This is a genomic window from Streptomyces tibetensis (assembly GCF_040647715.1).
GTDB lineage: Bacteria > Actinomycetota > Actinomycetes > Streptomycetales > Streptomycetaceae > Streptomyces > Streptomyces tibetensis_A.
This window is the reverse complement of sequence record NZ_JBEZCR010000001.1, coordinates 865852-887129: the sequence shown is the minus strand read 5'-3', so window position 1 is coordinate 887129 and position 21278 is coordinate 865852. Positions and strand designations below refer to the sequence as shown.

Genomic DNA, 21278 nt, shown 5'->3' with positions numbered 1-21278 from the left:
AACATGGCCACCAAGGCTGAGAAGATCGTTGCCGGGCTCGGCGGCATCGACAACATCGAGGAAGTCGAAGGCTGCATCACCCGCCTCCGCACCGAGGTCGCGGACCCCGCCAAGGTCGACGAGACCGCCCTGAAGGCCGCCGGCGCCCACGGCGTCGTCAAAATGGGCACCGCCATCCAGGTCGTCATCGGCACCGACGCCGACCCCATCGCGGCGGAGATCGAAGACATGATGTGAAGGGCGGGGATCGTCCCGGGCTTCACCCCCTGAGACCCCTCACCTCACCACCGGGGCCCCTCCCACCGCGGGAAGGGCCCCATCCGCGGTACGGATAGGCTCAGCGGCATGTCTCGAATCGACGGCCGCACCCCCCAACAGCTCCGCCCCATCACCATCGAGCGCGGCTGGAGCAAGCACGCCGAAGGCTCCGTCCTCGTCTCCTTCGGCGACACCAAGGTCTTCTGCACCGCCTCCGTCACCGAAGGCGTCCCCCGCTGGCGCAAGGGCAGCGGCGAAGGCTGGGTCACCGCCGAGTACTCCATGCTGCCCCGCGCCACCAACACCCGCGGCGACCGCGAATCCGTCCGCGGCAAGATCGGCGGCCGCACCCACGAGATCAGCCGCCTCATCGGCCGCTCCCTGCGCGCCGTCATCGACTACAAGGCCCTCGGCGAGAACACCATCGTCCTCGACTGCGACGTCCTCCAGGCCGACGGCGGCACCCGCACGGCGGCCATCACCGGCGCCTACGTCGCACTCGCCGACGCCATCGCCTGGGCCCAGGGCAGGAAACTCATCAAGGCCGGCCGCAAGCCCCTCACCGGCACCGTCTCCGCCGTGTCCGTCGGCATCGTCGCAGGCGTCCCCCTCCTCGACCTCTGCTACGAAGAGGACGTCAGGGCCGACACCGACATGAACGTCGTCTGCACCGGCGACGGCCGCTTCGTCGAGGTCCAGGGCACCGCCGAAGCCGAGCCCTTCGCCCGCGACGAACTCAACGCCCTCCTCGACCTCGCCGTGGCAGGCTGCGACGAACTCGCCGCCCACCAGCGCACCGCACTCGACGCCGTTCTCGGGAAGTAACGCGCGGAGGCGACGCGGAGACGCGACGCGGAGAAGCAACTCGAAAAAGCGGCTCGAAAAGTAAAAGGCACGCCAAGGCGGGTGCTCGGCACGGGCAACCGCGCCGAGCACACTCGCGTCTGAAGGAGTACGGGCGCACGGCTCACCCCTGTGCGCCCGGCCAGCCGCGCGGGCCCGACCGGCCCGACCGAACGAGAGGGACCGCTCCATGGCCGCGAGCCGCCGACGCCGCACCGCAGCCGTCGCCGCCACCCTGGCGGCCGTCGCGCTGACCGCCGGACTCACCACCGGCTGCGCCGCCGTCGACAAGGCGCTGGACTGCGTCCAGACCGCCGACGCCATCGCCGACAGCGTCACGGAACTCCAGCAGGCCATCGACAGCGCGTCGAACGACCCGACGCAGCTGGACGAGTCCCTCGACTCCATCGACAAGAACCTCGGCGAGATCGGCGACAAGACCGACAACGCGGACGTCGGCAAGGCCGTGGACGACCTGAACAAGGCCGTCGACAACGTCCGCACGTCGATCAAGAACGGCGACGAGACGCCCGACATCAGCCCGGTCACGGACGCGGCGGGCGAACTCACGAAGGTCTGCACGCCGTAGGGCTGCGCCGGCTTGGCCGCGCTTCTCGTGTGCCGGGTCTGTGTCGTCGGACGGGTGCGGGTCCGCCGTGGCCGCTCGCGCAGTTCCCCGCGCCCCCGAGGGGGCGCGATCCTGCCCAGGTTCCCCGCGCACTGACGGGGGTGATCCTTCCCGGGGCCCGCTGCGGCCACTGACGGGGCGCGATTCCGTCCCGGTGATACTGGGGGCATGAGTCGCCTGATCCTCGCCACCCGTAACGCCGGGAAGGTCACCGAACTTCGTGCGATCCTCGCCGAAGCGGGACTGCCCCACGAACTCGTCGGTGCCGACGCCTATCCGGACATCCCCGACGTCAAGGAAACGGGCGTGACGTTCGCCGAGAACGCCCTCCTCAAGGCCCACGCCCTGGCCCAGGCCACGGGCCTGCCCGCGGTCGCCGACGACTCGGGCCTCTGCGTCGACGTCCTCAACGGCGCCCCCGGCATCTTCTCCGCCCGCTGGTCCGGCCGCCACGGCGACGACAAGGCCAACCTGGACCTCCTGCTCGCGCAGCTCTCCGACATCGCCGAGGAACACCGCGGAGCCCACTTCGCCTGCGCGGCCGCCCTGGCCCTTCCCGACGGCACGGAAAGGGTGGTCGAGGGCCAACTCCCCGGCACCCTCCGCCACGAGCCGATGGGCACGGGCGGCTTCGGCTACGACCCGATCCTCCAGCCGGAGGGCGAGACGCGCACCTGCGCGGAGCTGACCCCCCAGGAGAAGAACGCGATCAGCCACCGGGGCAAGGCATTCCGGGCGCTGGTGCCGGTGGTGCGGGAGCTGTTGGGCTGACATATGCGGGAGGGGCCGCCCAGCCCGGGCGGCCCCTCTGTGCGCGTGCGGCCGGTGGGATTCGAACCCACACGGGTGTGAACCCACTGGGATCTAAACCCAGCATGACTGCCAATTCCATCACGGCCGCTCAAAAACGGTCATCACGCTCGACCGGCAGCGTTCAGTGTACGGGCTGGGTGAGTTACGCGACGAGCGGTGTCCTCGCTTTCTGGCGGCACCACGTCTCAGTGAGCGCGTGACAGTTGGGGCAGAGATATCGCAGATTTTCCCGGCGGTTGTCGCGCCAGTTGCCGTTGATGTGGTCGATCTGCAGTGTGATCGGCTGTCCCATCCACTCGCCCTCGTTGCCGCAGGTCTGGCACGCGTATGGCACCCCGATCTCGACCAGGGCGCGGTGGAGCTGAGATCTGTTGGTTCGCCCCGCGCTCGAGGGCAGGACGACCAGTACCCGTTGAGAGACAGGCTCGGAAGCCGGGCGCTCCGGTCGAGCCCACGTTCTGCGCTTGAAATGGCTGGTGTCGAGACCCAGCCGAGAGACCGCGCGCCTCACGCGTCGGTGATTGGTGTCGTCCACATCCAAAGCGAGGCCGCGCATCACATCGGCGTAGCTCGTGGAGCACGCTACAAGTTCACGGAGTCTGACTTCGGGGATCACTACACGTCGGTGGGTGAAGTGTGACGTGTCGATCCCATGCCCCCGCAGCATGCGGCTCAGAGTCGCACGGGAGCGGCTGTCGTCCGGTACGCCCAGGGAACGAGCTACGCCGCGCACACTCGTGGCCGTCGCTGTTGCTGCCCGGAGCTCTTCGGCGGTGAAAGGGAGGTCCAAGTCGGGTTTGTTGATACCGGGAAAATGACGGACGTCGATGCCTGCCGCGTGAATGCGACGTCGGATGTGTGACAGGGTGCCGCTGGCCGGGTCGGCGCCCAGTTTCAGAGCTACTTCGCGCAGCGATGATGACGAGGCGGCCGCTTCCGCAATGGCGGAGTCCGAGTACTTGCGATAGGGGCTGCGCTTGACGAAGTGACTCGTGTCGAGTCCGCGCGCCGCCACTCTCTCTTGCAGTACGCGCCTCTGGCCTCCGCTTGGTCTCAGGCTCAGCCGTCGCATCAGGTCGGTCCAGTTGCGAGCCTCGGCTACGGCCGACGCCAGTCGCTCATCGCCATACGGGTTCGGTCTGTCACGCACGCAGCTCGTCCTCCCCTGACGACCACCCGTTCGTGGTCTCGCACGGAGTAACGAACCGTTTATCGGACAGTCACGCCCGGAATGCCTGCGGACATGCGGAGCGGCTCGTACCGGACCTCACCGGTACGAGCCGCTCGCGAGTCGGTCAGTGGGGGCTCAGACCCCCAGGTCCTTGATGATCTTGGCTACGTGGCCCGTCGCCTTGACGTTGTACAGGGCGCGTTCGACCTTGCCCTCCTCGTCCACGACGATCGTGGAGCGGATGACGCCGACGACCGTCTTGCCGTACAGCTTCTTCTCGCCGAAGGCGCCGTAGGACTCCAGGACCTGCTTGTCCGGGTCGGCCAGCAGGGTGACCTTCAGGGACTCCTTCTCGCGGAACTTGGCCAGCTTCTCCGGCTTGTCGGGGGAGATGCCGATGACGTCGTAGCCCGCGCCCGCCAGCAGCTCCAGGTTGTCCGTGAAGTCGCAGGCCTGCTTCGTGCAGCCGGGCGTGAGGGCGGCCGGGTAGAAGTACACGATGACCTTGCGGCCCTTGTGGTCCGACAGGGACACCTCGGTGCCGTCGGCGTCGGGCAGGGTGAAGGCGGGGGCCACGTCCCCCGGCTGGAGTCGCTCGCTCATCCGGCCAGGGTAACCGGGGGTGCTGACAGTGTGATGAGCCGTGGAGCTGACAGACTGTCCCACACAGGCTTCACACCGACTTCGAAAGGCGACACGGTGGCGGACACGGCGGACACCAGGACCCCGGCGCAGATCGAGGCGGACATCAGGCGCCGCCGCGCGACCCTGGCCGAGACCCTCGACGAGATCGGGGTGCGGGTGCACCCGAAGACGATCGTCGGGGATGCCAAGGCCAAGGTCGCTTCCAACATCGATCACACCCTCGGGCGGGCCTACGTGGGGGTGAACCGGGCCGTCACCGACGTGCGTGCCCGGTTCGTGGACGAGCAGGGCGCGCCCCGGCTCGAGCGGGTCGTGCCGGTCGCGCTCGTCGTGGTGGGAGTGGTCGGGCTGCTCGCGGTCGGCACACGGCGGCGCAAGGGCTGACCCGACTGCGTACGTGTGCGCGGAAGACAGGTAGGTTTCAGGGCGTGAGCGCCAAGAGAAACGAGCAGAGCACCCATCCGGACAAGCTGCCCATCCGGATGCTGCACGACCGCGTACTCGTGCGGCAGGACACCAGCGAGGGCGAGCGGCGTTCCGGCGGCGGCATCCTGATCCCCGCCACGGCGGCGGTCGGCCGGCGGCTGGCGTGGGCCGAGGTCGTCGCGGTGGGGCAGAACGTGCGGACCGTGGAGGCGGGCGACCGGGTGCTGTTCGACCCGGAGGACCGGGCCGAGGTCGAGGTGCGGGGGATCGCGTACGTGCTGATGCGCGAGCGTGATCTGCACGCGGTGGCCGCGGACCGGTTCGAGGGCGCCGAGGACTCGACGGGCCTGTACCTCTAGGACCGACTCGACGGGCCCGTACCTCCAGGACCCGTGACGACGAGCGAAGGGGCCGGTGACCACCGTCACCGGCCCCTTCGCCGTGCTGTGCGCTTTGTTACGTTGGAGGCAACCCCGACGAGACGCGCCGTACCGGGATCAAGGCAAAGACGACGCACCGACATCGTCAGCCCGTTTCCCGGAGGTGCCCGTCATGGCCTGGGTTCTGCTCGTCGTCGCCGGTCTGCTCGAGGTGGGGTGGTCCGTCGGCATGAAGTACACCGACGGGTTCACGCGTCCGCTGCCCAGTGTGCTCACGGGCGCCGGCATCGTCGCGAGCATGCTGCTGCTGTCGCAGGCGGCCAGGACCCTGCCCATCGGTATCGCCTACGGCGTGTGGGTGGGGATCGGTGCGGCCGGGGCGGCGGTGTTCGGGATGGCGGTGCTGGGTGAGCCGGCGACCGCCGCCCGGATCTTCTTCGTGTGCCTGCTGCTGGTCGCCGTGGTGGGGCTGAAGGCGACCAGCGGTCACTGACCGTGGTGGGGCTGAAGGCGACCAGCGGTCACTGAGGCGTCGGACCTCTACTCCCGGCGCGCGCCCTGGGGGACCACGCCCCAGCCGGGGCCGGTCGGGCCGCCTGTCGCTCCGCCGTCGGTCGTGGTGCCGCCGCCCTCCGTCGTGCCGCCGCCGGTGGTGCCGCCGTCCGTCGTCCCTCCACCGGTCGTGCCGCCGTCCGCTGTGCCGCCGGTGGTGGGGGACTCGCCGCCGGTGCCGCCGTCGGTGGTGCCGCCGTCGGTCTGGCCTTCGGTCTGTCCCTCGGGGGCGCTGGGGGTCTGCTCGGGCGTCTGGGTGCCGGTCTCCTCGCCGCCGGTGGTCGTGCCGCCGTCGGTGGTGGTGTCGGCGCTGGGTTCGGCCGGGGCCTCGCTGCTGGGGGCCTGCGAGACGTCGGCGCCGGGCTGGAGCCTGAGGTCGAACTCCTTGGCGGGCTTGCCCTTGAGGGCGTCCTGCGTGTACTGCGTCCAGATCTCGGCGGGTGCGCCGCCGCCGTTGATGCGGGGCAGGCCCATGGCGCGGTACAGCGACTTGTGGGCGGCGGTGACGGGGTCCTGGCCCATGACGGAGACGACGGTGGCGAGGTCGGGGGTGTAGCCCGCGAACCAGGCCGCCGTGTCCTCCTCGGCGGTGCCGGTCTTGCCGGCGACGGGGCGGCCCGCGGCCTGCGCGGCGGAGGCGGTGCCGTTCTGGACGACGCTCTGCAGCATGGAGGTGGTGGTGTCGGCGGCCTCGCGGCTGACGGCCTGCCGGGTGCGCCGCTCGGGCAGGTCGATCGGCATGCCCTCCTTGGTGACCTTGTCGACGATCGTGTACGTGCCGTGCCGGCCGTGGTTGGCGAGGGTGGCGTAGGCCTCGGCCATGTCGAGGACGCTGGCGGTGGCGGTGCCGAGCGCGATGGCGGGGCCGTCGGCGAGGTCCGGGGTGGTCTCGGGGATGCCGAGGTCGATCGCCGTCTGCTTGACCTTGGCGGGGCCGACGTCGGCGGCCATCTGCGCGTACACCGAGTTCACGGAGCTGTCGGTGGCCTCGGTGACGGTGATGTCGCCGTAGGAGTGCTGGTCCTCGTTCTCGGGGGCGTAGGGGTCGCCGGTCCAGCCGCGGACGGGGCGCTTGTTGGTGCCGTCGTAGATGGTGTTCGGGGTGATGACGCGGCCGTCCTGCGTCTCGGAGTGGTTCTCGACGGCGGCGGTGAAGACGAAGGGCTTGAAGGTGGAGCCGACCTGGAAGTCCCTGCGGGTGGCGTTGGGGGTGTACTGCTTGACGTAGTCGATGCCGTTGTACATCGCCACGACCTTGCCGGTCTTGGGGTCGACGGAGGCGCCGCCGGCGCGGACGTAGGTGTCGACCTTGCGGTTCTTCTTGTCGAGCTTGGACATCAGCTTGTCGTTGACGGCCTTCACGAACGCGTCCTGCTTGCCCTTCTGCAGGGTCGTCGTGATGCGGTAGCCGCCGGCGTCCAGCTTGCTCTCTTCGATGATCTTGTTCTGGACGAGGTAGTCCTTGACGATCCGGACGATGTAGCCGCGCTGGCCGGACATGCCGGTGGAGAGGGTGGACTCCTTCGGCACCGGGAACTTCATGCCGGTCCGCTCCGACTGGCTGAGCCAGCCCTTCTTGACCATGCCGTCCAGGACGTAGTTCCAGCGGGACTCGGCGGCTCCCCGGTTCTCGGGGTGGGCGACGACGTCGTACTGGCTGGGCGCGTTGACGAGGGCGGCGAGGTAGGCGGCGCGGGCCGGGTCGAGGTCCTTGGCGTCCATGCCGTAGTAGGCCTGGGCGGCGGCCTGGACGCCGTAGGCGTTGCGGCCGAAGTAGCTGGTGTTGAGGTAGCCCTCGAGGATGTGGTCCTTGCTGACCTCGCGGTCCAGCTTGATCGCGATGAAGAACTCCTTGGCCTTGCGCGTGACGGTCTGGTCCTGGCGCAGGTAGTAGTTCTTCACGTACTGCTGGGTGATCGTGGAGCCGGACTGCTTGCCCTTGCCGAGGGCGGTGTTCCAGGCGGCGCGGACCATGGCCTTGGGGTCGACGGCGGACTCGGTGTAGAAGTCGCGGTCCTCGGCGGCCAGGATCGCGTGCTGGGCGTCCTTGGAGATCTGGGGGAGGGTGACGTTCTCCCGGTTGATCTCGCCGTCGCGGGCGATCACGGAGCCGTCCGCGTAGAGGTAGACGTTGGCCTGCTTGGTGGCGAGCGCGTTGGCGGGAGGGATCTGCACCAGCGAGTAGCCCAGGAAGAAACCGCCGATCAGCAGCAGCACGACGATGATGAAGCCGCCGAGCGTCATGCGCCAGGTCGGGATCACCCGGCGCCAGCCGGTCCGCTTCGGCTTCCCGGCCGCCGTGGCCTCGGGCGTGCCCGGGGCGCCGTCGGCGTGCGCCTGCGGCTCTCTCGGTGCCCAGCCCGGATTCGGCTGCTGCGGCTGAGGCTCGTCACTCATGTCGTGCACGGACTCCTGTTTCGCGTCGTACGTCGTTCCGTACGTCTCTGCTCGCTCTTGCGCCCCTGTGATGAAGACTGTCCCATCCGTTGATCAGTTCCCTGATCGGGGGCCGGGCTGTGCGCCGTGTGGTGAGGCGGCCCGCGTGCGGGCGGGTGCGCGGGCGGGCACGGGCTGAAACGCGCTGCTGCGCGCTCCTGCCCGAATCGTGATCTCGCCCGTGCGACGTTCGTCCGAAGGGGGACCCGGCCGTGGATCGCGACGGCTCCCACGCTCCGCCCGGCCGGCACCGCCGTCACGCTGCTCGCCCTGGCCACGGGCGCCTCGGCCCGCGCGGACGCAACGGATCGTACCGTCTGGGCCGGTGCCTGCTCGCCCCGCGGCGCTCCCGCCGCTGCCCGAAAACGCGTGGCACGCCCGTTCGTGGGAGGGCTAGGCTCCTGCGCTTCGGTGCCGGGCGGCGAGGAGGGCTGTGGATGTGGGCTCGGGACGGTTGTACGTGGCCGTCGCGGCGGGCGGTTTCCGGCGGTACGCGACGTATCGGGCGGCCACGGTGGCCGGGGTGTTCACCAACACGGTCTTCGGCGTCATCCTCGTCTACACCTATCTGGCGCTGTGGGACGAGAAGCCGCATCTCGGGGGGTACGACCAGGCGCAGGCCGTGACCTACGTCTGGCTGGGTCAGTGCCTCTACGCGACGCTGGCGATCCAGGGCGGCGGGGCCGAGAAGGACCTGATGGACCGCATCCGCACCGGTGAGATCGCCGTCGACCTGTACCGACCGGCCGATCGTCAACTGTGGTGGCTGGCGGGGGACATGGGGCGGGCGTTGTTCCAGATGCTGGGGCGGGGGGTGTTTCCGTTCGTGTTCGGTGCGCTGTTCTTCCCGATGGCGCTGCCGACGTCGGTCACCCCCTGGGCGGCCTTCGCGGTCACGCTGCTGCTGGCGGCGGTCGTGAGCTTCGCGATCCGCTATCTGGCGGCGCTGAGCGTGTTCTGGTTGCTCGACGGCATGGGCGTCAACCAGGTGCTGGTGATCACGGGGATCTTCTTCTCGGGCATGGTGCTGCCGCTGAACGCCTTCCCGGGTGTGTTCGGCGAGGTGGTGCGGGTGCTGCCGTGGGCGGCGCAGATCCAGATGCCGGCGGACGTGCTGATGGGGGAGACGGACCCGCTGCGGGCGTTCGCCTTCCAGGCGGCGTGGGCGGTGGCGCTGCTGGCGGCGGGGCGGCTGCTGCAGGGGGCCGCGACGCGCCGGGTGGTGGTGCAGGGTGGCTGAGCGCGGTGTCCTGTTGGAGGGGCTGCGGGCCTACCGGCTGATCGCCGGGATGTGGGTGCGCTCCAGCATGGCCTACCGGGCCTCCTTCGTCGTCACGGTGTTCGGCAACCTGGCGGTGACCGGCCTGGACTTCGTGGGGATCCTGCTGATGTTCTCGCAGGTCGACTCGCTGGGCGGCTGGTCACTGCCCGAGGTGGCCTTCCTCTACGGGCTGTCGGCGACGTCGTTCGGGATCGCCGATCTGGTGCTCGGCTCGATGGACGTCCTGGGCGCCCGGATGCGCGACGGTTCGTTCGACACGCTGCTGGTGCGTCCGGTGCCGGTGCTGGCCCAGGTCGGCGCCGACCGGTTCGCGCTGCGCCGGTTGGGCCGGATCACTCAGGGCACGGTGGTGCTGGGCTGGGCGCTGGTGTCGGTGGACGTCGACTGGAGCGCGGCGAAGGTGCTGCTGGTGCCGGTGATGGTGGTCAGCGGCGCGGCGATCTTCTCGGCGGTGTTCGTGGCGGGCGCGGCGTTCCAGATCTATGCGCAGGACGCCGCCGAGGTGCAGAACGCCTTCACCTACGGCGGGACGACGCTGTTGCAGTACCCGCCGTCGGTGTTCGGCAAGGACCTGGTGCGGGGTGTGACCTTCATGCTGCCGCTGGCCTTCGTCAACTGGGTGCCCGCCGCCTACGTGCTGGGGCGGCCGTACCCGGTCGGGCTGCCCGGCTGGGCGGCGTTCGCCTCGCCGGTGGTGGCGGTGGCGTGCTGTGCGCTGGCCGGGCTGGCGTGGCGGACGGGGCTTCGTTCGTACCGGAGTACAGGGAGTTGAGTTGACCGGGTCGGAAAGCGGGTCCAGCCGGGGAGGCGGACCGGAAGGCGGGTTCATCGAACTCGACGGTGTCGAGAAGGTCTTCGAGGTGCGCAAGAAGACCGGCTTCATGAAGCGGGAGCGGCGGCAGGTGCGGGCCGTCGACTCGCTCTCCTTCCGTGTGGAACGCGGCGAGATGGTCGGCTACATCGGCCCGAACGGCGCCGGCAAGTCCACCACGATCAAGATGCTGACCGGCATCCTCACGCCCAGCGCGGGCCGGCTGCGGGTGGCGGGCATCGACCCCTCCCGGGAGCGGACGCGCCTCGCGCACCGTATCGGCGTGGTGTTCGGGCAGCGTACGACGCTGTGGTGGGACCTGCCGCTGCTGGACTCCTACCGGCTGATGCACCGCATGTACCGGATCCCGGACGCCCGTTACCGGGCGAACCTCGACCGCCTGGTCGAACTCCTGGAGCTGGGCGACCTGCTGGACGTGCCGGTGCGGCAACTCTCCCTCGGCCAGCGGATGCGCGGCGACATCGCGGCGGCGCTGCTGCACGACCCGGAGGTGCTGTACCTCGACGAGCCGACCATCGGGCTCGACGTCGTCTCCAAGTCGAAGGTGCGGGAGTTCCTGCGGGAGGTGAACGCCGAGCGCGGTACGACGGTGCTGCTGACCACCCACGACCTGCAGGACATCGAGCAGTTGTGCAGGCGGGTGATGGTCATCGACCACGGGCGCCTGATGTACGACGGTCCGCTCGCCGGGTTGCACGAGGCGGGGGAGAGCGAGCGGGTCCTGGTGGTGGACCTGGAGCGGGAACTGCCGCCGATCGAGGCGCCGGCGCCCGCGCGGGTCGTGCGGGTGGACGGTCCGCGGCAGTGGCTGGCGTTCCCGGCGGGGGAGTCGGCGGCGCCGCTGGTGGCGCGGATCGCCGCCGAGTACCCGCTGGTGGACCTGTCGGTGCGGGAGCCGGACATCGAGGCGGTGATCGCGAAGATGTACGCGGAGCAGTCCGAGCGGGCGATCTCATAGCCCTCGGCGGGGTGGACTCGTAGTCTGCTGTGTATGACCGACGACGCCGTCCCGGACCTCCGCGCCTCCGACGCCGACCGTGAACAGGTCGCCGAGATCCTGCGGGACGCCCTCGCGGAGGGCCGCCTCGACATGGAGGAGTTCGAGGAGCGGCTGGACGCGACGTACAAGGCGCGCACCTACGGTGAGTTGGCGCCGATCACCCGGGACCTGCCGGCCGCGGGCGTCGCGGTGCCGTCGGTGTCCCTGTCGAAGGAACCGGCCGCCGGGGCGGACTGGTCCGGGCGGATCGTCGGCGGCGAGGGGTCCTCCACCTGGGCCGTCGCCGTCATGTCCGGTTTCCAGCGCAAGGGGCGCTGGACGATGCCCCGGCGGTTCACCTGTCTCGCCTTCTGGGGCGGCGGGGAGATCGACCTGCGTGAGGCGCAGTTCGCGGACCGCGAGGTCGAGATCAACGCGTTCGCGATCATGGGCGGGGTGGATGTGATCGTGCCGCCCGGCGTCGAGGTCGTCGTCCGCGGCATCGGTGTGATGGGCGGCTTCGACCACCGCGAGGAGGGCGTGCCGGGCGAGCCGGGCGCACCGAGGGTGGTCGTGACCGGGTTCGCGCTGTGGGGCGGCGTCGGGGTCCAGCGAAAGCTGACCCGGGCGGAGAAGCTGCGGATCCGCGAGGAACGCCGCCAGGAGAAGCTGGAGCGCGGGGCGGGGCGGCGGGAGCTGGACGAGCCGCCTCGCCGACACCGCCACGGCGGCCACTGAGCCCCGGCGGCGCCGTCACGGCGCCACTGAGCCCTGCGGCCGGATGGCCGCCGCCGGTGGGTGCGTGAGCGCTGCTCGTGGTGTGCCCGCCGCCTGTGGTCGGGCGACGGGCACGGGGCGAGACGGTGCGGGGCGGTTTACAGCTCCGCCGGAGCCGACCCCTTCAGCGTCGACAGGTCGAAGGACTCCGCCATCCGCGCGTACCCCGCGTCGCTGGGGTGCAGGTGGTCGCCCGAGTCGTACTCGGGCCGCAGCCGCCGCGGGTTGTACGGGTCGCGCAGCGCCTGGTCGAAGTCGGCCACGGCGTCGTACACCCGCCCGGCGCGGATCTGCGCGTTGATCGTCTGGCGGACCTGCTCACGCGCCTCGGTGTACCCGCGGTGCCCCTGGAAGGGCATGAGCGTCGCCCCGACGACCTTCACACCGCGCGCGTGGGCCTGTCCCACCAGCGTCCGCAGCCCGGTGAGGATCGCGTTCGGGTCGGCCAGGCGCGGGTTGCGCAGGATGTCGTTGACGCCGAGGTCGATGACGACGACCTTGACGTTCGTCCGCTCCAGGACGTCCCGCTGGAAGCGGTTCAGGCCGCTGGGGTTGTCCGCGGGGCGGCCCAGGCCGTCGGCGAGGACCTGGTTGCCGCTGATGCCCTGGTTGACGACGCTGTAGCGGGGCAGGTCCCGGCCGGAGGCGATCTCGGAGCGCAGCCGGTCGGACAGCACGTCGGTCCAGCGGCTGTTGGTGTCCGGCGTGGAGGTGATGCCGTCCGTGAGGGAGTCGCCGAGGACGACGACCGTGCCGTCGGACTCGTTGCTCAGCACGTCCAGCGCCGTGAGGTACCGCCAGGAGCCGATCCGCTCGGTGTACGGCGTGCCCGTGGTGTCCTGCGCGTGGTCGCCCTGGGCGACGTAGGAGACCTGCCGGGCGTGCCGGTGGTAGGTCACCGGGCCGGAGCTGGTGGGCGTGTAGGTGGTGATCAGGACGTCGGAGTCGTGCGGGACGACGACCCGTACCGCGTCGCTCATGACCTGTCGGCCGGGCGGGATGACGACCGTGGGGCCGCCGCCGAAGGTCAGCTGCCGCATGGTGTCGGCGAGTGCGGCCGGCGTGCCGCTGCCCGCGGAGACGGCGACCGTGGCCCGCGTGATGCTCAGCGGGGACTGGCCGTAGAGATTGGACAGCGTCACGCGGGCACTCGTACCGCCGACGCTGGTGTGGACGACGTTGCGTACCGAACGGTCCGCCATGCCCGTGGTCTCCGTGCCCGGTTCGGCTGCGGAGGGGGACGCGGACCAGGTGCCGACCCAGGTGCCGGTGGAGGCGGGGGCGGCGGAGTTGTGGGGGGCACGGCCGTCCCCGCGGGCGTTGCGGATGCGCAGGCCGTCGTCGGACGCCACGCCGACGTATATGGCGGTGGAAAGGCCCACGATCGCTGCGACGACCAGGGCCAGGAGGGCGTAGCCACGTCCTCGGGTCATGCTGTTCAGTTCTCCTCGGGCGATGGGAGCCCAAGGCTCCGATCTGATGTGCCCATGATGCGGCATGGGCCGGGGGGAGCTCACAGCACCCCGTGGCAATTACCCCCTCCCGACAGACGCCGGGAACTCCTGTTCCGTTCCAGGAGTCGGTCAGGAAGGGACAATGTGTGCGGGATCACCGAGCGGGTGGAGCGGATGGAACGGACGAAAGCAGCAGAAAAGGGTGCCGGTGTCGGAGGGCAGCATGCCCGCCCCGGCGCCCCGGTGAACCGTGCGATGACGACCTTCAGCCCTGCGGACGAGGAGAAACAGCGCGGCGTACGCCGTATGAAGCTCACCGCCGCCGGGCTCCTGGTGTTCGTGGCGCTGGTCTACGTCCTGTCCACCTGGGCGCACAACTCCGGCGCCGGGGCCTGGGCGGCCTATGTCGCCGCCGCCTCCGAGGCGGGCATGGTCGGCGCGCTCGCGGACTGGTTCGCCGTCACCGCCCTCTTCCGCCACCCCCTCGGCATCCCCATCCCGCACACCGCGATCATCCCCACCAAGAAGGACCAGCTGGGCGTCTCCCTGGGCGAGTTCGTCGGCGAGAACTTCCTCTCCGAGGACGTCGTACGGCAGCGGCTGCGCGCCGTCGGCATCGGCAGCCGCCTCGGCGCCTGGCTCGCCGTCCCCGAACACGCCGACCGGGTCACCGCCGAGCTGTCCACCGCCCTGCGCGGCGCCCTGACGGTCCTGCGCGACTCCGACGTCCAGGCAGTCGTCGGCGAGGCCATCACCCGCCGCGCGGGCGCCCAGGAGATCGGCCCCGGCATCGGCAAGATGCTGGAGAAGGTCGTCGCCGACGGCGGCCACAAACGGGTCGTCGACCTCGTCGTCACCCGTGCGCACGACTGGCTGGTGCTGCACCGCGACGAGGTCATGGACGCCGTGGAGGGCGGAGCCCCCGGCTGGACACCGAAGTTCGTCGACCGGAAGGTCGGCGAGCGCGTCTACCGGGAACTGCTGCGCTTCGCCACCGAGATGCGCGACATGCCCGGCCACCCGGCCCGCAGCGCCCTGGACCGCTTCCTCACGGACTTCGCGGGCGACCTCCAGTCCGACACCGACACCCGCGCCCGCGTCGAACGGCTCAAGGGCGAGGTGCTGGGCCGCGGCGAGGTCCAGGACCTCATCGCCAGCGCCTGGACGGCCGTACGGTCCATGATCGTCTCGGCCGCCGAGGACGAGCGCAGCGAGCTGCGGCTGCGCGTCAGGGCGTCCCTGCTGTCGCTGGGTTCGCGGATGGCGGGCGAGCGCAAGGTGCAGGACAAGGTCGACCAGTGGGTGGAGGACGCGGCCGTCTACGTCGTCACCGCCTACCGCAAGGAGATCACCTCCCTGATCACCGACACCGTGGCGAGCTGGGACGCCGAGCACACCACGAAGAAGATCGAGGCGAACATCGGCCGCGACCTGCAGTTCATCCGCATCAACGGCACGGTCGTCGGCTCCCTGGCCGGTCTGCTGATCTACACGGTGTCGCACGCGCTGGGGGCATAAGGCGGGCGTAAGAAACGCCGGTCAGGGCACACGATCCGAGTTCCACTCGAAGAGGAGGGGGCCCATGACCACCGCCCAGGCCGACACCGGCCACACTGTGACCACCGACATCCCAGCCCGCCTCGACCGCCTCCCGTGGTCACGCTGGCACTGGACGATCGTCATCGGTCTCGGCACTGTGTGGATTCTCGACGGACTCGAAGTCACCGTCGTGGGCAACATCGCCAGCCGCCTGTCGGAGCCCGGCAGCGGCCTGCCCATCACCTCCGGCGAGGTCACCGGCATGGCGGCCGCGCTGTACGTGGCGGGCGCCTGCCTGGGCGCGCTGTTCTGGGGCCGGCTGACCGACAAATGGGGGCGTAAAAAGCTCTTCATGATCACCCTGGCGGTCTACCTGGCCGCCACGGCCCTCACCGCGATCTCCTTCGACACCTGGTGGTTCTTCCTCTTCCGGTTCCTCACCGGCTTCGGCATCGGCGGCGAGTACGCGGCCATCAACTCCGCGATCGACGAACTGATCCCCAAGGAGTACCGCGGCCGCACCGACCTCATGATCAACGGCAGCTTCTGGCTGGGCGCGGTCTTCGGCTCGCTGCTGTCGATCGTCGCCCTGGACACGGACATCTTCGCGGCGAACGTCGGCTGGCGGCTCACCTTCGCACTCGGAGCGGTCCTCGCCCTGGTGATCCTCCTCGTCCGCCGGCACGTCCCCGAAAGCCCGCGCTGGCTGCTGATCCACGGCCGCGACGACGAAGCGGAACGCATCGTCACCTCCATCGAAAACAAGATCGAGGAGGAGCGGGGCGAGCCGCTGCCCCGCGCCGAGGGCGAGATCACCATCCACCAGCGCCGCAGCGTCTCCTTCCTGGAGATCGGCCGCACGGTCTTCTCCGACTACCGCCGCCGCGCCATCCTCGGCTTCTCCCTCTTCATCGGCCAGGCCTTCCTCTACAACGCGATCACCTTCGGCTTCGGCGCGATCCTGACGACGTTCTTCGACGTCCCGAGCGGCAACACCGGCTACTACTTCGCGGTCATCGCCATCGGCAACTTCGTCGGCCCGCTGCTCCTCGGCAAGCTCTTCGACACCGTCGGCCGACGCATCATGATCTCCGGCACGTACATCCTGTCCGGCCTGCTCCTCTTCGGCACGGCCTGGCTCTTCGACCGGGGCTCCCTGAGCGCGACCACGATGACGGCCTGCTGGTGCGCGGTGCTGTTCTTCGCCTCGGCCGGCGCCTCCAGCGCCTACCTGACGGTCTCCGAGGTCTTCCCCATGGAGACCCGCGCCATGTCGATCGCGTTCTTCTACGCCATCGGCACCGCGGCCGGCGGCATCAGCGGCCCGCTGCTGTTCGCCAAGCTCACGGAATCCGGTGTCGTCGGCGACACGGTGCTCGCCTTCTCGATCGGCGCGACGCTGATGTGCCTGGCCGGCCTGGTGGCAGCCCTCCTCGCGGTGAAGGCGGAACGCCGCTCGCTGGAGGACATCGCCACACCGCTGACGGCGGCGCAGGAGAAGACGAAGGTCTGACAGCATCCGGCGGGACCGGCTCCGGTTCATCATGACCGTGGCCGGTCCCGCCCGCGTTTCACGTCCGTGCCGGGCCGGTCCGCCTCACCCGGCCCGCCCGTACGTCCTCGTGCCCAGCAGCTCCGGCAGCGGGTTGACCAGGCCACCGGACGGCGACTGCCGCTGCGCGGAGGGCCCGGCCGGCCACACCGCAGGACAGTGCGTGCCCTTGCGCGGCGTCTTCAGGGTCACGAGGTAGGTGTCGATGGCGTCCCGCGCACACGGGCTAAGCCAGTAGTCGCCGTGGCCCACGCCGTCGTACGTGAGGAACACGGCCTCCCGCCCGATCTGCCGGGCCGCGTTGGCGCCCCAGGAGTGCGGCGTGGCCGGGTCGAACCGGCTGTTGGTCATCAGGATCGGCCCGGTTCCCTCGACGTCCAGTCGGCGCTGCGGGTTGCGCACCTCGGACGGCCAGTCCTGGCAGGCGTTCTGGACGGTCCAGCCGAGCGGGCTGAGCCGGGTCACGGGCGCGAGCCGGCCCAGTTCACGCTCGAAACGGGCCAGGGAGCGGTACGAGGACACACCGAAGTCGTAGTCCTGGCACATCACCGAGTTGAACGGGTACTCCACCGGCTCCCCGTACGTCCGCGCGAACCGCGCCGTCGCCCCGGGGGCACCGGCGTCCAGGTCGGCGAGGACCTGAGCGAACCCGAACCAGGCGGCCGGGTCGTACATGTTGCCCAGGGCCGCGGACTGGAGGTCCTGGGGCGTGACGGTCTGCGGCGGGTCACCCGGCACCACCAGTTCACCGGCCTCCGCACGCTGGTAGAGCGAGGCGAACACGGCCCGGGCGTCCCGGCCGTGCAGCGCGCAGGACGCGGTACGGGCGCACCAGTCGGCGAACTGGCCGTACGACTCCTCCACTCCGACGGCCTCGGTCTTCTGGAACGCCCACGGACCCAGGCTGTGGTCCATGTTGGAGTCGAGCGTCATCGCGCGGATGCGCTTCGGGTAGCGCTCGGCGTACTGCTGGCCGATCGCCGTGCCGTAGGAGACGCCGTAGTAGCTGATCCGCCGCTCGCCGAGACCGGCGCGGATCGCCTCCATGTCGCGGACGACGCTCCCGGTGTCCATGTGGTCGGCGAGCGGGCCCGACAGGTCGCGGCAGCTCTCGCCGAGCGCGCGGTTGGCCTTGCGGAGGGCGGCGAAGGAGGCGGCGCTGTCCGGGTAGAGCAACGCGTTCTGGGCCATCACCCGGTCCTCGTCGCACACCACAGGGGTGCTGCGGGCGACACCGCGCGGATCGAACCCCACGACGTCGAACCGTGCGAGCAGCTCGGGGGAGAAGCTGCTGGGGGCGCTGAACGCGAAGTCCACGCCCGAGCCGCCCGGCCCACCCGGATTGACCAGCAGCGAACCGATCCTGCGGGCGGGGTCGGTGGCCCTGTGCCGGGCGAGGGCCAGGTCGAGGGTGGCCTCCTTCGGCCGCTTCCAGTCCACGGGCACCGTGACGGTGGCGCACTCGAAGGCACCCTGGCCGCCGCCGTTCGGCGACTCACAGGGCGCCCAGGCTATGCGGCCGGGTAAGCCGGGGGTGGGGGACACGACCGTGTCCTCGGCCGAGGGCGCGGCGACCGCGGTTCCGCTGATCAACTGCCCGAACAGCGCGGTGGCCAGTGCTCCGACGGCCAGTCTCCCGCGCCGTCGTATGACGCGCGGGATGGGTGGGGTGGTGGACGGCACGGATGTTCCTCCATGGATCAGGAGTTCACAGTCGGATCACACCCTTGCTTCAACTCCCATGCACCACAAGGGACATGACGGCCAGCCGTGGCCGGACCGCTTCGGCTGCCGGGGTGGCGAGCGCGGTCGCACCCAAACCGGCGCCCAGACCGATGCCCGTTGCCTTCAGCGCGCTGCGGCGGCTGATCCGTCGTGTCACGGCGTCGTAGCTCAGCGCCTCAAGTCGCGTACCGCCGGGGGACGGTGAGGGGAAGGCCGGACGGTGAGGAGGCAGCAGAAACTGCGCTATAGTTGATCTGCGTCCAGTCGCCGGAACTCCGGCAGCCGGACGATGCGTTGGTGGTCCAAGGAAAGACGCCCCACTTCCTGTGGGGAAATGCAGGTGCAAGGCCTGCCCGGCGCTCCGACGAGAACCCGGCCCTGTGATTCAGGGCCGGGTTCTTTGCTGTGTCGAACCGCCGCGTCGGTCGCTTGCCGGCTGACTGCGGTTCGCTGCGTCGGCCGAGGCGAATCGGTCGGCCGGGGCGAGCCGGCCGGCCGACGGTCGGCTGGGGCTGGTTGTCGCGGGGCAGAAGGTTGCTGACGCTGCCGGTGAGTTTCAGGTCGTGGGGTCCCAGAGCCCTTCGGCCTTGCCGCGGGCGAGGTGGTCGGCGTAGACGCCGACCTTCCAGGCGATGACGGACCGGCACTCCTCCAGTGCCTGGATCTGTGCGTCGACCCGCCGCCGGTGGGCTTCGAGAAGCTGCAGGCGTTCCGCCTCGTTTCCCGGACCGTGCCGCACCAGCTCGGCGAACTGCTTGAGGTCGGCCAGCGGCATCCCGGATTCCCGTAGCTTGACGCAGATCAGCAGCCAGTCGACGTCGAACGCGCTGTACCGTCGCCGGCCTCCAGAGGTTCGCCGGACCGGTCCGACGAGCAGTCCCTCGCGCTCGTAGAAGCGCAGCGCGTGGACGCTGAGTCCGGTCTGCTCGGCCACGTCGCCGATGCTCAGTGGCGGTGCAGGAGTCTCGGTGCCGGCCATGCGTCGCAGTCTAGGACTTGATCTAGACCTCGCTCCAGATCGTAGCTTCGACGGCATGACCAGCATTGATCAACAGCCGCTCGGCTCGCCCTTCTCCGCCACCAGCACTGCCCAGGACGTCACCGCGGGCCTGGACCTGTCCGGCACGAACGCCGTGGTGACCGGGGGCTACTCCGGGCTCGGCCTGGAAACCACCTGTACCCTCGCGGCCGCCGGAGCCCGCGTCATCGTTCCGGCGCGCCGGCCTGACATCGCGCGGACCGCACTCGCGGATGTGAAGGGCTGCGAGGTCATCCCCATGGACCTGACCGACCTCGCCGGCCTCCGGGCCGCCGCCGCACACATCCGCGACTCCCTGGCCAGGCTCGATCTGCTCATGGCCGTCGCCGGAGTCATGGCCACTCCCGAACGGCGCGTGGGACCCGGCTGGGAGGGCCAGCTCGCCGCCAACCACTTCGGTCACTTCGCCCTCGTCTGCGAGCTCTACCCGCTCCTGGCAGCCGCCGACGGTGCACGCGTCGTGGTCAACAGCTCCGCCGGCCACACCCTGACCGACATCCGCTGGCACGATCCGCACTTCCGCACCGGCTACGACAAGTGGCTGGCCTACGGCCAGGCCAAGACCGCCAACGCCCTCTTCGCCGTACACCTCGACACGCTCGGGCGCGGCGACGGCGTCCGGGCCTTCTCACTTCATCCAGGCAAGATCATCACCGGGCTGCAGCGGGAAATGGCACTCCAAGAACAGATCGACCGCGGCTGGGTCGACGAGCACGGCAACGTGATCGCCACCGACTTCAAGACCCCCTCCCAGGGCGCCGCCACCGGCCTGTGGGCCGCCACCTCCCCTCTCCTCGCCGACTGCGGCGGCCTCTACCTGGAGGACTGCGACATCGCCGGCATCTCCGCCCCCGAAGCGTCCATGGACGACGGCGGCGTCCGCGCCTACGCCATCGACCCCGATGCAGCCGCACGGCTGTGGGACCTGTCCATCGCCGCGACCGGCACGGCCCCGATCATCCGATGACGCCACCACACCGGCCGGACCGGTCCACCCCCGGTAAGCCGGTCGGCCGGTCAGCCGCGCCGGTCCGCGACCGCCCACGACGCCAGCCCCACGGCCCCCGCCACACCGAACACGGCAGGCCAGGCCCCCACCTTCTTCGCCAGCGGATGAGACCCCGCGAAGGCGGCGACATACGCGGCCGACAACGCCCCCGCGGCCACCCCGCCGGCCTGCTGCCGCCACTGCCGCGCCGCCGCCGCACCGGCCGCGGCCAGCACGACCCCGCCGAGCGGCCGCTGCCGGGTCCAGCGGGCCACGCCGTACCCGCCCACGAGCCCGCTCGCGGCGATCACCGCACTGGGAACCTTCGCCATACCTGCCTCCTGCGTCCTACGCCCTGCTCAAGATCCCGAGGCTAGCCCGCACGCCATGGAAACCCGAACCTGAGTCTGGGCTTGTCAAGTTTCCTCCTCCGAGCTATATAAGAAGACGCAGAACCCGTAGGGCATCGCACCCACTGCACCTGAAGAGAGGAGTGACCAGTGATGCTCATGCGCACGGACCCCTTCCGTGAACTCGACCGGCTCACCCAGCAGGTCTTCGGCCCCGCCACCACCCGCCCCACGGCGATGGCGATGGACGCCTACCGCTCCGGGGACGACTTCTTCGTCCACTTCGACCTCCCCGGCATCGACCCCGAGACGATCGAGCTGGACGTCGAGCGCAACGTCCTGAACGTCCGAGCCGAGCGCACTTCCCCCGCCCCTGAGGGCGCGGAACCGCTCGTCGCCGAGCGCCCCACCGGCACCTTCACGCGCCAGCTGTTCCTCGGCGACACACTCGACACGGAGCGCATCGACGCCTCCTACCAGGCCGGCGTCCTGACCCTGCGCATCCCGGTGGCCGAGCAGGCCAAGCCGCGCCGCATCCAGATCACGGGCGGCGACGCACCCAGGCAGATCGGCAGCTGACCTCGCCGCACCCGCTCACAGGTCCGTCGC

The 21278-nt window shown here is 70.3% G+C and carries 22 protein-coding genes, 1 tRNA gene and 1 riboswitch; of the genes, 15 read left to right on the top strand and 8 right to left on the bottom strand.

The window, feature by feature from the left end; all coding sequences use genetic code 11:
• The first annotated feature begins 3 nt into the window (after positions 1–3).
• From AB0B29_RS03995 to rdgB, 4 genes are all read left to right on the top strand, one after another.
• Positions 4–237 carry a PTS glucose/sucrose transporter subunit IIB gene (locus tag AB0B29_RS03995; RefSeq protein WP_362233590.1) on the top strand — a complete coding sequence of 78 codons (234 nt, stop codon included), beginning with the start codon at positions 4–6 and terminating at the stop codon, positions 235–237.
• Positions 238–345: 108 nt separating this feature from the next.
• Complete coding sequence (rph, locus tag AB0B29_RS03990; protein WP_362233588.1) at positions 346–1083, top strand: ribonuclease PH; 738 nt, start codon at positions 346–348, stop codon at positions 1081–1083.
• 208 nt (positions 1084–1291) lie between these two features.
• Complete coding sequence (locus AB0B29_RS03985; protein ID WP_362233585.1) at positions 1292–1690, top strand: hypothetical protein; 399 nt, start codon at positions 1292–1294, stop codon at positions 1688–1690.
• A 207-nt stretch (positions 1691–1897) separates the two neighbouring features.
• The gene (rdgB, locus tag AB0B29_RS03980) at positions 1898–2500 is read left to right on the top strand and encodes an RdgB/HAM1 family non-canonical purine NTP pyrophosphatase (RefSeq protein ID WP_362233582.1); all 603 of its coding nucleotides are present in this window, start codon (positions 1898–1900) and stop codon (positions 2498–2500) included.
• Positions 2501–2546: 46 nt separating this feature from the next.
• Here the strand turns inward: rdgB and AB0B29_RS03975 are convergent.
• The 3 genes from AB0B29_RS03975 to bcp form a co-directional block, all read right to left on the bottom strand.
• Positions 2547–2630 (bottom strand) — tRNA-Leu (locus AB0B29_RS03975).
• Between the two features lie 54 nt (positions 2631–2684).
• A complete protein-coding gene (locus AB0B29_RS03970; RefSeq protein ID WP_362233580.1) occupies positions 2685–3692 on the bottom strand; it encodes an HNH endonuclease in 1008 nt (335 codons plus the stop codon).
• Between the two features lie 156 nt (positions 3693–3848).
• Positions 3849–4316 carry a thioredoxin-dependent thiol peroxidase gene (bcp, locus tag AB0B29_RS03965; RefSeq protein ID WP_104779697.1) on the bottom strand — a complete coding sequence of 156 codons (468 nt, stop codon included), beginning with the start codon at positions 4314–4316 and terminating at the stop codon, positions 3849–3851.
• 96 nt (positions 4317–4412) lie between these two features.
• Here bcp and AB0B29_RS03960 point away from each other — a divergent pair, with 96 nt between their 5' ends.
• From AB0B29_RS03960 to AB0B29_RS03950, 3 genes are all read left to right on the top strand, one after another.
• Positions 4413–4742: a DUF3618 domain-containing protein gene (locus AB0B29_RS03960; protein ID WP_362233577.1), complete on the top strand. Its 330-nt coding sequence runs from the start codon at positions 4413–4415 to the stop codon at positions 4740–4742.
• A 44-nt stretch (positions 4743–4786) separates the two neighbouring features.
• On the top strand, positions 4787–5143 hold the full coding sequence (locus tag AB0B29_RS03955) for a GroES family chaperonin (RefSeq protein WP_104779699.1): 357 nt from the start codon (positions 4787–4789) through the stop codon (positions 5141–5143).
• 91 nt (positions 5144–5234) lie between these two features.
• Positions 5235–5302, top strand: a riboswitch (guanidine-III (ykkC-III) riboswitch).
• Between the two features lie 34 nt (positions 5303–5336).
• Positions 5337–5657, top strand: coding sequence for a DMT family transporter (locus tag AB0B29_RS03950; protein WP_362233574.1), 321 nt, complete (start codon positions 5337–5339; stop codon positions 5655–5657).
• Positions 5658–5704: 47 nt separating this feature from the next.
• Here the strand turns inward: AB0B29_RS03950 and AB0B29_RS03945 are convergent, their stop codons facing one another.
• Positions 5705–8113 (bottom strand): transglycosylase domain-containing protein, encoded by a 2409-nt coding sequence (locus tag AB0B29_RS03945; protein WP_362233571.1) that lies wholly within the window; start codon positions 8111–8113, stop codon positions 5705–5707.
• 478 nt (positions 8114–8591) lie between these two features.
• Between AB0B29_RS03945 and AB0B29_RS03940 the strand changes: the two genes are divergently transcribed.
• The 4 genes from AB0B29_RS03940 to AB0B29_RS03925 are packed head-to-tail and all read left to right on the top strand — an operon-like array spanning position 8592 to position 11983.
• Positions 8592–9392: an ABC transporter permease gene (locus AB0B29_RS03940; RefSeq protein ID WP_362233923.1), complete on the top strand. Its 801-nt coding sequence runs from the start codon at positions 8592–8594 to the stop codon at positions 9390–9392.
• On the top strand, positions 9385–10206 hold the full coding sequence (locus AB0B29_RS03935; RefSeq protein WP_362233570.1) for an ABC transporter permease: 822 nt from the start codon (positions 9385–9387) through the stop codon (positions 10204–10206). Before AB0B29_RS03940 ends, AB0B29_RS03935 begins: the two co-directional genes overlap by 8 nt.
• Position 10207: 1 nt before the next feature.
• Positions 10208–11224, top strand: coding sequence for an ABC transporter ATP-binding protein (locus tag AB0B29_RS03930; protein ID WP_362233568.1), 1017 nt, complete (start codon positions 10208–10210; stop codon positions 11222–11224).
• A 33-nt stretch (positions 11225–11257) separates the two neighbouring features.
• Complete coding sequence (locus tag AB0B29_RS03925; protein WP_362233565.1) at positions 11258–11983, top strand: DUF1707 SHOCT-like domain-containing protein; 726 nt, start codon at positions 11258–11260, stop codon at positions 11981–11983.
• Positions 11984–12120: 137 nt separating this feature from the next.
• Here the strand turns inward: AB0B29_RS03925 and AB0B29_RS03920 are convergent, their stop codons facing one another.
• A complete protein-coding gene (locus AB0B29_RS03920) occupies positions 12121–13455 on the bottom strand; it encodes an SGNH/GDSL hydrolase family protein (RefSeq protein WP_362233562.1) in 1335 nt (444 codons plus the stop codon).
• Between the two features lie 165 nt (positions 13456–13620).
• Here AB0B29_RS03920 and AB0B29_RS03915 point away from each other — a divergent pair, with 165 nt between their 5' ends.
• A complete protein-coding gene (locus tag AB0B29_RS03915) occupies positions 13621–14994 on the top strand; it encodes a DUF445 domain-containing protein (RefSeq protein WP_362233560.1) in 1374 nt (457 codons plus the stop codon).
• Between the two features lie 64 nt (positions 14995–15058).
• Positions 15059–16528: an MFS transporter gene (locus AB0B29_RS03910; RefSeq protein ID WP_362233557.1), complete on the top strand. Its 1470-nt coding sequence runs from the start codon at positions 15059–15061 to the stop codon at positions 16526–16528.
• An 84-nt stretch (positions 16529–16612) separates the two neighbouring features.
• Here AB0B29_RS03910 and AB0B29_RS03905 read toward each other — a convergent pair whose 3' ends face one another.
• Both AB0B29_RS03905 and AB0B29_RS03900 read right to left on the bottom strand, forming a co-directional pair.
• The gene (locus tag AB0B29_RS03905) at positions 16613–18250 is read right to left on the bottom strand and encodes an alpha/beta hydrolase (protein ID WP_362233554.1); all 1638 of its coding nucleotides are present in this window, start codon (positions 18248–18250) and stop codon (positions 16613–16615) included.
• 598 nt (positions 18251–18848) lie between these two features.
• Positions 18849–19271, bottom strand: coding sequence for a MerR family transcriptional regulator (locus AB0B29_RS03900; RefSeq protein ID WP_362233551.1), 423 nt, complete (start codon positions 19269–19271; stop codon positions 18849–18851).
• Between the two features lie 55 nt (positions 19272–19326).
• Between AB0B29_RS03900 and AB0B29_RS03895 the strand changes: the two genes are divergently transcribed.
• Positions 19327–20298, top strand: a complete 972-nt coding sequence (locus AB0B29_RS03895) for an SDR family NAD(P)-dependent oxidoreductase (RefSeq protein ID WP_362233548.1) — start codon at positions 19327–19329, stop codon at positions 20296–20298.
• A 50-nt stretch (positions 20299–20348) separates the two neighbouring features.
• Here the strand turns inward: AB0B29_RS03895 and AB0B29_RS03890 are convergent, their stop codons facing one another.
• Entirely contained in the window at positions 20349–20651 is a 303-nt protein-coding gene (locus AB0B29_RS03890) for a hypothetical protein (RefSeq protein WP_362233545.1), read from the bottom strand.
• Positions 20652–20822: 171 nt separating this feature from the next.
• Here AB0B29_RS03890 and AB0B29_RS03885 point away from each other — a divergent pair, with 171 nt between their 5' ends.
• Positions 20823–21248: an Hsp20/alpha crystallin family protein gene (locus AB0B29_RS03885; protein ID WP_362233542.1), complete on the top strand. Its 426-nt coding sequence runs from the start codon at positions 20823–20825 to the stop codon at positions 21246–21248.
• Positions 21249–21278 lie beyond the last annotated feature (30 nt).